Annotated in this window: 7 protein-coding genes and 1 pseudogene; 3 read left to right on the forward strand and 5 right to left on the reverse strand. The window is 60.3% G+C overall.

From position 1 onward, the window contains the following. Window positions 1–483, forward strand: a 483-nt coding sequence (locus SX1_RS21610) for an SDR family oxidoreductase (protein WP_019054772.1), incomplete at its 5' end; no start/stop codon positions are given. 429 nt (window positions 484–912) lie between these two features. On the opposite strand, the gene SX1_RS23350 is transcribed toward SX1_RS21610, so the two are convergent. From SX1_RS23350 to SX1_RS24420, 3 genes and pseudogenes are all read right to left on the reverse strand, one after another. After that, on the reverse strand, window positions 913–1,368 hold the full coding sequence (locus SX1_RS23350) for an IS5 family transposase (RefSeq protein WP_019054773.1): 456 nt from the start codon (window positions 1,366–1,368) through the stop codon (window positions 913–915). A gap of 17 nt (window positions 1,369–1,385) precedes the next feature. Continuing rightward, a pseudogene (locus SX1_RS21620) lies at window positions 1,386–1,610 on the reverse strand (transposase domain-containing protein); the annotation flags it as partial. Next, window positions 1,538–1,924 (reverse strand): hypothetical protein, encoded by a 387-nt coding sequence (locus SX1_RS24420; RefSeq protein WP_019054775.1) that lies wholly within the window; start codon window positions 1,922–1,924, stop codon window positions 1,538–1,540. The pseudogene SX1_RS21620 and the gene SX1_RS24420, both read right to left, overlap by 73 nt. On the opposite strand from SX1_RS24420, the gene SX1_RS24425 reads away from it, so the two are divergent. Then, window positions 1,923–2,108: a hypothetical protein gene (locus SX1_RS24425; protein ID WP_130753559.1), complete on the forward strand. Its 186-nt coding sequence runs from the start codon at window positions 1,923–1,925 to the stop codon at window positions 2,106–2,108. The genes SX1_RS24420 and SX1_RS24425 overlap by 2 nt on opposite strands. Then, on the forward strand, window positions 2,095–3,021 hold the full coding sequence (locus SX1_RS23360; protein WP_019054777.1) for a recombinase family protein: 927 nt from the start codon (window positions 2,095–2,097) through the stop codon (window positions 3,019–3,021). Before SX1_RS24425 ends, SX1_RS23360 begins: the two co-directional genes overlap by 14 nt. A gap of 74 nt (window positions 3,022–3,095) precedes the next feature. Here SX1_RS23360 and istB read toward each other — a convergent pair whose 3' ends face one another. Both istB and istA read right to left on the reverse strand, forming a co-directional pair. Next, the gene (gene istB, locus SX1_RS21640) at window positions 3,096–3,959 is read right to left on the reverse strand and encodes an IS21-like element helper ATPase IstB (protein ID WP_004211466.1); all 864 of its coding nucleotides are present in this window, start codon (window positions 3,957–3,959) and stop codon (window positions 3,096–3,098) included. Then, the gene (gene istA, locus SX1_RS21645; protein WP_011950689.1) at window positions 3,956–5,458 is read right to left on the reverse strand and encodes an IS21 family transposase; all 1,503 of its coding nucleotides are present in this window, start codon (window positions 5,456–5,458) and stop codon (window positions 3,956–3,958) included. Before istA ends, istB begins: the two co-directional genes overlap by 4 nt. Window positions 5,459–5,660: the final 202 nt, after the last annotated feature.

The raw sequence follows: 5,660 nt of genomic DNA on the forward strand, positions 1-5,660 counted from the left end.
GGCAAGGTCTTCGACGAAATCTTCGACGTCAACCTGAAGGGTTATTTCTTTGGTGCCCGCGCCGCCATCCCCGAACTCAGGAAGGTTAAGGGAAGCATCATTTTCACGGCCTCGACCTCGAGTTATTATACCGGAGGCGGCGGCACGCTATACGTCGCCTCTAAGCACGCGGTGCTCGGGCTGATCAAGCAACTGGCTTGGGAACTGGCACCCGAAATCCGGGTTAACGGCGTTGCACCGGGAGGGACCCGGACCCCACTCAGCGGCACTCAGACGGGTGGCTTTGCAGAAATGAAGATGGAACAGATGCCCGGGCTTGACGAAATGATTTCCAGCATGACCCCGCTCGGGCGGATAGCCGAACCAGCCGACCATGCTGGTCTTTACGCGCTTTTGGCTTCGCGCCGGGACTCTTCGTACCTGACTGGCACTATGCTGCTCAGTGATGGCGGTAGCGGAATCGGCAATCGTCCTGATGGTTGAGTACTCTGCACTCAGCCAGGGTCATTAAAAGGCCCATTGACGTCATAGGTTGAAAAGCGGCAAACTCGTAGAACGGATCCGGAACGGACTGCGCGATTGACTGTTGCTTTCCGCTGTCCGAATGATGTGAGCAAGCGAGCCGGAAACGACAATGTCGGTGTTAATATCTGGGGGCGACGAGGATCTCGCCGGACGACAAGGCGACCAATGAGCAGTAATACCAAGTCCCAGTGAGGCTGACTCACGCGGGGGATTCCCCCGGGGGTAATTTTCTGATTGACCAGAGCAAGCACGAGGAGGCTTGCGATGGCGGCAGCGATTGGGGTTCGATCAGATTTCACGCCGGGGGATTTACGGCGATTTTCTCGGAGCTGTGAGGCTTTGTTGCATAACTCCTGACGGGCATGAATCGTTCTTTTCTTGAGATTACTATGTGACGCGGATGGTGTTTGGTGTTCCGATTTGTGAGAAGCGATTGAGGATTGCAGCTCGGACTTTGAGTTCGGTAATCTGACGATCGAAGGTGCGGGCAGCGACGCGCTGGCCGAGCAGCTTGAAGCAGTGCATTTTGGTTTCGACGAGGCTGCGGCGATGATAGCCGCTCCACTTCTTCCAGATGGTGCGGCCAAGCCGTTTGATCGCTCGCAGCGTTTCATTGCGGGCAGCAGCGCCGGGGCCATCCTCCTTCCATGGGCGCCCGTTGCGGCGGACCGGAATGATGGCTTGCGCCTCGCGTTCGGCAATCGCGGCATAGCAACCCTTGGTATCGTAAGCGCCATCGCCGCCAACGCTGAGGATTGTCTCGTCCGCCGGGATCTGCGCCAACAGATCAGGCAGCGTCGGCGCATCGCCAATGGCGTTTGTCGTGACTTCGATAGTAAGCATTCGGTGAAGGCCGCGGATCAGGCGGCTTCGCGTTGATATTCGGCGGCTCGCCAATTCCATGGCAGCAGTTCTTGGAGACGGTTCTGGGGGATGTCGGCGATGCGGCTGAGCACATCGGCTAGCCAAGCCTGGGGATCTATATCGTTGAGCTTCGCCGTGCCAATGAGGCTCAGCATGAAGGCGGTGCGCTGGCCGCCGCGATCTGAACCAGCGAAGAGCCATGATTTTCTGCCCAGGGCCATCGCAGGGTCATTCTGCCCATGTCGGGCAGATGGTAGAGTTTCATTATCGCTGGCATCCATATTACGGCGGTCGTTTTCGGCATGAAGGCCGCGAGGACCGGGCCAATGGCGCGATCATCCGGGTAGAGATCAGGCCGGGTGAGATCATCCAGGTCGCAGAGTGGATGCTGGACAGGGCGTTGTGCGCCGACATGGAGATGGGCGAACCGCGCGTTGCGGTGATTGGGCTTGTAGAGCTTCATGGACTGCTTACCGATCGCGGTTTCAGGCAGACTTCGACGGATGGACTCACGGCCATCCAGGAGGCGCGCCATGAAGGCACTACCACGACCCTCGTCGCTATCGATGCTGACCCAGCAGCTGAGCATGCCGCTCGATACGCCGCAGATGCGAGGCCTGAGCGAGGCGCAGCGAAGCGCCGTTGTTGCCAGGCTGGCGACCCTCTTGATGGCCGCAGCCGGCGTCGCGGCGAAGGAGGCCAGCGATGACGGGCAATGATCTCCTTCCAGTCACGGTGCTCAAGCGCAAAGCTGTGGTGTATGTCCGACAGTCGACCCCGGGTCAGGTCCAGAACAACCTGGAGAGCCAGCGCCGACAATATGAGCTTGTCGATGTTGCCCGACGCTGGGGATTTCACGATGTCGAGGTGATCGACGATGACCTTGGTCGGACCGCCAGCGGCACTGTCGACCGCCCCGGTTTCGAACGACTGGTCAGCGGCCTGTGCACGGGCAAGGTTGGCGCGGTGCTTTGCTTGGACGCATCGCGCCTTTCCCGTAATGGCCGGGACTGGCACCACCTTTTGGAGCTGTGTGGCCTGGTTGAAGCGCGCGTGATCGATCTCGACGGGGTATACGATCCCTGTCGACCAAACGATCGATTGTTGTTGGGCATGAAGGGCAGCATCCGCGAGTTTGAGCTTGGCATTTTGCGAACACGCATGCTTGACGCGGCGCGCGCCAAGGCAAGGCGGGGAGAACTGCGCCTCAGTGTTCCGATCGGCTATATCTGGCACCGCGAATACGGCCTGGGGCTGGATCCCGATATCCGGGTACAGGAGGCGATCCGCCTCATCTTTTCGCGTTTCCGCGAGCTTGGCAGCGCCCGCCAGGTGCTGATTTCGCTGACAGCTGACAATTTCCATTTTCCCCGCCCTTCTGACGGCCGCAAAACGGTGTCCTTCGACTGGGTGCCGGTTCGCTATCGAAGCGTTATTTCGATCCTGAAGAACCCCTTCTACGCTGGGGTCTATGTCTATGGTAAAAGCGAGAAGCGAACCGAGATTGTCGATGGCAGGGCACGCAAAAGTTACGGCCACAGCAAGCCCTTTGGAACGTGGGAAGTGCTGCTCCAGGATCATCACGAAGGCTATATCGATTGGAGTGAGTTTGAAAGGAACCAGAGCCTATAGCGCGACGATCTGGGTGAGAGGTCAGCGACTATCAGGATGAGAACAGATTGTCGCGGCGGGTTCATGGTGCCGGGTTAGATTGTCGCTGGCAAGGGCGATTCTTCGCTCTGATTGTCGCTGATCGACATTTTCTCGATGGATTTGATTGTCGCGTATTTTGGGGTCCTTCCAGCCCCTGTCTGTCGCTGGAGGGCGGCCCTGCGACGATAGCTCTCGACATTCATCTCGAAGATGGTGGCGTGATGAACGAGACGGTCGACGGCCGCGAGCGTCATGGCGGGATCCGGGAAGACCCGGTTCCATTCGCCGAAGGGCTGGTTGGCCGTGATGAGCATGGATCGGCGCTCATAGCGTGCGCTGATCAACTCGAAGAGCACGGAGGTTTCAGCCTGATCCTTGGCGACATAGGCGAGGTCGTCCAGGATGAGCAGGTGGTATTTGTCGAGCTTGGCGATGGCGGATTCGAGCGCCAGTTCGCGGCGCGCGAGCTGAAGCTTCTGGACCAGCTCGGACGTGCGGGTGAACAGCACGCGCCAACCATTCTGGACAAGTTGCAGGCCGATGGCTGCCGCCAAGTGGCTCTTTCCTCCGCCCGGCGGGCCGAACAGGATGAGATTGGCGCCCTTTTCCAGCCATCCGTCGCCCGAGGTCATGGCCGTGACCTGCGCCCGCGAGACCATCGGCACGGCGTCGAAGGCGAAGCTGTCGAGCGTTTTGCCCGGTGGTAATCGTGCGTCGCTTAGATGACGTTCGATCCTACGCCGGTCACGTTCGGCCATTTCATGCTCGGTAAGTGCAGCGAGCAGTCGGGTGGCAGGCCAGCCCTCCTTGTCGGCACGTTCGGTAAACTCGGGCCAGATCACCTTGATGGCAGGAAGCCTCAACTCGTTGAGGATGAAGCTCAGGCGCTGGGCATCGACGTTATGGGCCTTGGTCATGCGGCCTCTCCCAGCAGCAGGGCATCGTAGTCGGTCAGGGGGCCAAGCTCGACCACCACCTCGGGCAGCGCGGCCGGATCGGGCGAGAAGCGCGTTCGCAACGCGGCGATGTCAGGCAGCCGGCCTTCGTCAAGGTCCTGGGCGAGAAGATCGGCAAGCTCGGCCTCGCAGGCCCGTTCATGGGCCATGGACAGCAACTCGACCATCTTGCGGCAAGCGTCACGCTCGGACATGGCTTCGAGCAGCCGTTCGAACATGAGCCTGTACGCCTCGCGCGGGAACAACTGGTCGCGATAGGTCAGCTGCAGCAGGGCCATCGGCTTACGCCTGAGGCTATGGATCACGTGACGGTAATCCACCACATAGCCATGTTCGGTAGCGCTTTTCGGGCGACCGCGTGGCCGGGTCATGAGATAACTGCCGCCCAGGAACAGATCGAGCCGATCATCGTAGAGGCGCACACGCAGTCGATGCCCGATCAACCGTGACGGCACCGTGTAGAACACCTTGCGCAGAACGAAGGTGCTGGACGAGGTGACGGGAAGGATATGTTCCTCGTAGTCGCTGGTGCGACGATCAGGTAGCGGTTTGAGCGTTGCCCTTTCTGTGTCGATGCGGGCGGCACTGCGCCGGTTCTTTCGGGCAACGATCTCGTCGATGAACCTGCGATAGGCCGCGAGGTCCTCGAAGTCCGTCGATCCACGCATCGCAAGCGCATCCTCCACCGCCGCCTTGAGATGGCCGTGGGAGCTTTCGACGCTGCCATTCTCATGCGCGATGCCGCGGTTGTTGCGGGTCGGCGTCATGCCATAATGTTCGCACAAGGCGTCGTAGCGTGTGGTCAAGTCCGCACGGGCATCGGCATCAAGGTTGCGAAACGCGGCCGACAGACTGTCGCTGCGGTGTTCGCCCGGCGCGCCGCCCAGCATCCAAAGCGCGTTCTGCAGCCCCTCAGCCAATGCGACATAGCTCTCGCCGCCCAGGATGACATGGGCATGTTCGAAGCCTGACCACACCAGGCGGAAGTGGTAAAGCAGGTGATCGAGGGGCGCACCCGCGATCGTGACTTTGAGGCTCCTCATGTCGGTGAAGTCCGAAAGGCCCATTCGCCCCGGCTCATGAGTCTGGCGGAAGATCACTTCCTGTTCCGGGCCATGAACGGCCCGCCAGGCACGGATACGACGCTCCATCGTGCGGCGAACCCCAAAATCGAGATCGGGATGGCGACGGCGCATCTCCTCGAAGATCGCCACCGCCCGCAAGCCAGGTGCCGCCTTCAGCATTGGTACGATCTCGCTCTCGAAGATCGATTCCAACGGATCAGGTCGCCGTCGGCCGCGGGGCGCTTTACGGTGTGAAGGAAGCACCGGATCGCTCGCGATCCGGTAGCCCGTCGCGGTGCTGAACCCGGCCTTCGCCGCAGCCACCGGGACCGGGTTGGTCTGTCGCAATTTCATGAAAAGCCTCATTTGATGATCGTTGACTTGGCAACCCGGCACTCACGGCATCTCCCTCCAATCTGGATATGCCAATGAATATTGGGTCGGCCCCGACGATCTGCGGCTCCTCCATTAAAGGGCCATCGGTTGTTGGGGTCTCGGCTACGGGCTTCGGGCTACGCCCTCCGCCCTTCACCGACACCCCAACAACCGATTCTCATCTTGATTGTCGCTACGCTCGCATCCTGTCAGTCGCCGCGCA

It is taken from the genome of Sphingobium xenophagum NBRC 107872, from assembly GCF_000367345.1.
In the GTDB taxonomy this organism is placed as follows: Bacteria; Pseudomonadota; Alphaproteobacteria; order Sphingomonadales; family Sphingomonadaceae; genus Sphingobium; species Sphingobium xenophagum.

What these genes read in the sequence shown, in the direction of transcription:
- SX1_RS23350 (WP_019054773.1), bottom strand. Translation starts at nt 1,368, where the DNA reads ATGCTTACTATCGAAGTCACGACAAACGCCATTGGCGATGCGCCGACG.
- SX1_RS24425 (WP_130753559.1), top strand. Translation starts at nt 1,923, where the DNA reads ATGAAGGCACTACCACGACCCTCGTCGCTATCGATGCTGACCCAGCAG.
- SX1_RS24420 (WP_019054775.1), bottom strand. Translation starts at nt 1,924, where the DNA reads ATGGCGCGCCTCCTGGATGGCCGTGAGTCCATCCGTCGAAGTCTGCCT.
- SX1_RS23360 (WP_019054777.1), top strand. Translation starts at nt 2,095, where the DNA reads ATGACGGGCAATGATCTCCTTCCAGTCACGGTGCTCAAGCGCAAAGCT.
- istB (WP_004211466.1), bottom strand. Translation starts at nt 3,959, where the DNA reads ATGACCAAGGCCCATAACGTCGATGCCCAGCGCCTGAGCTTCATCCTC.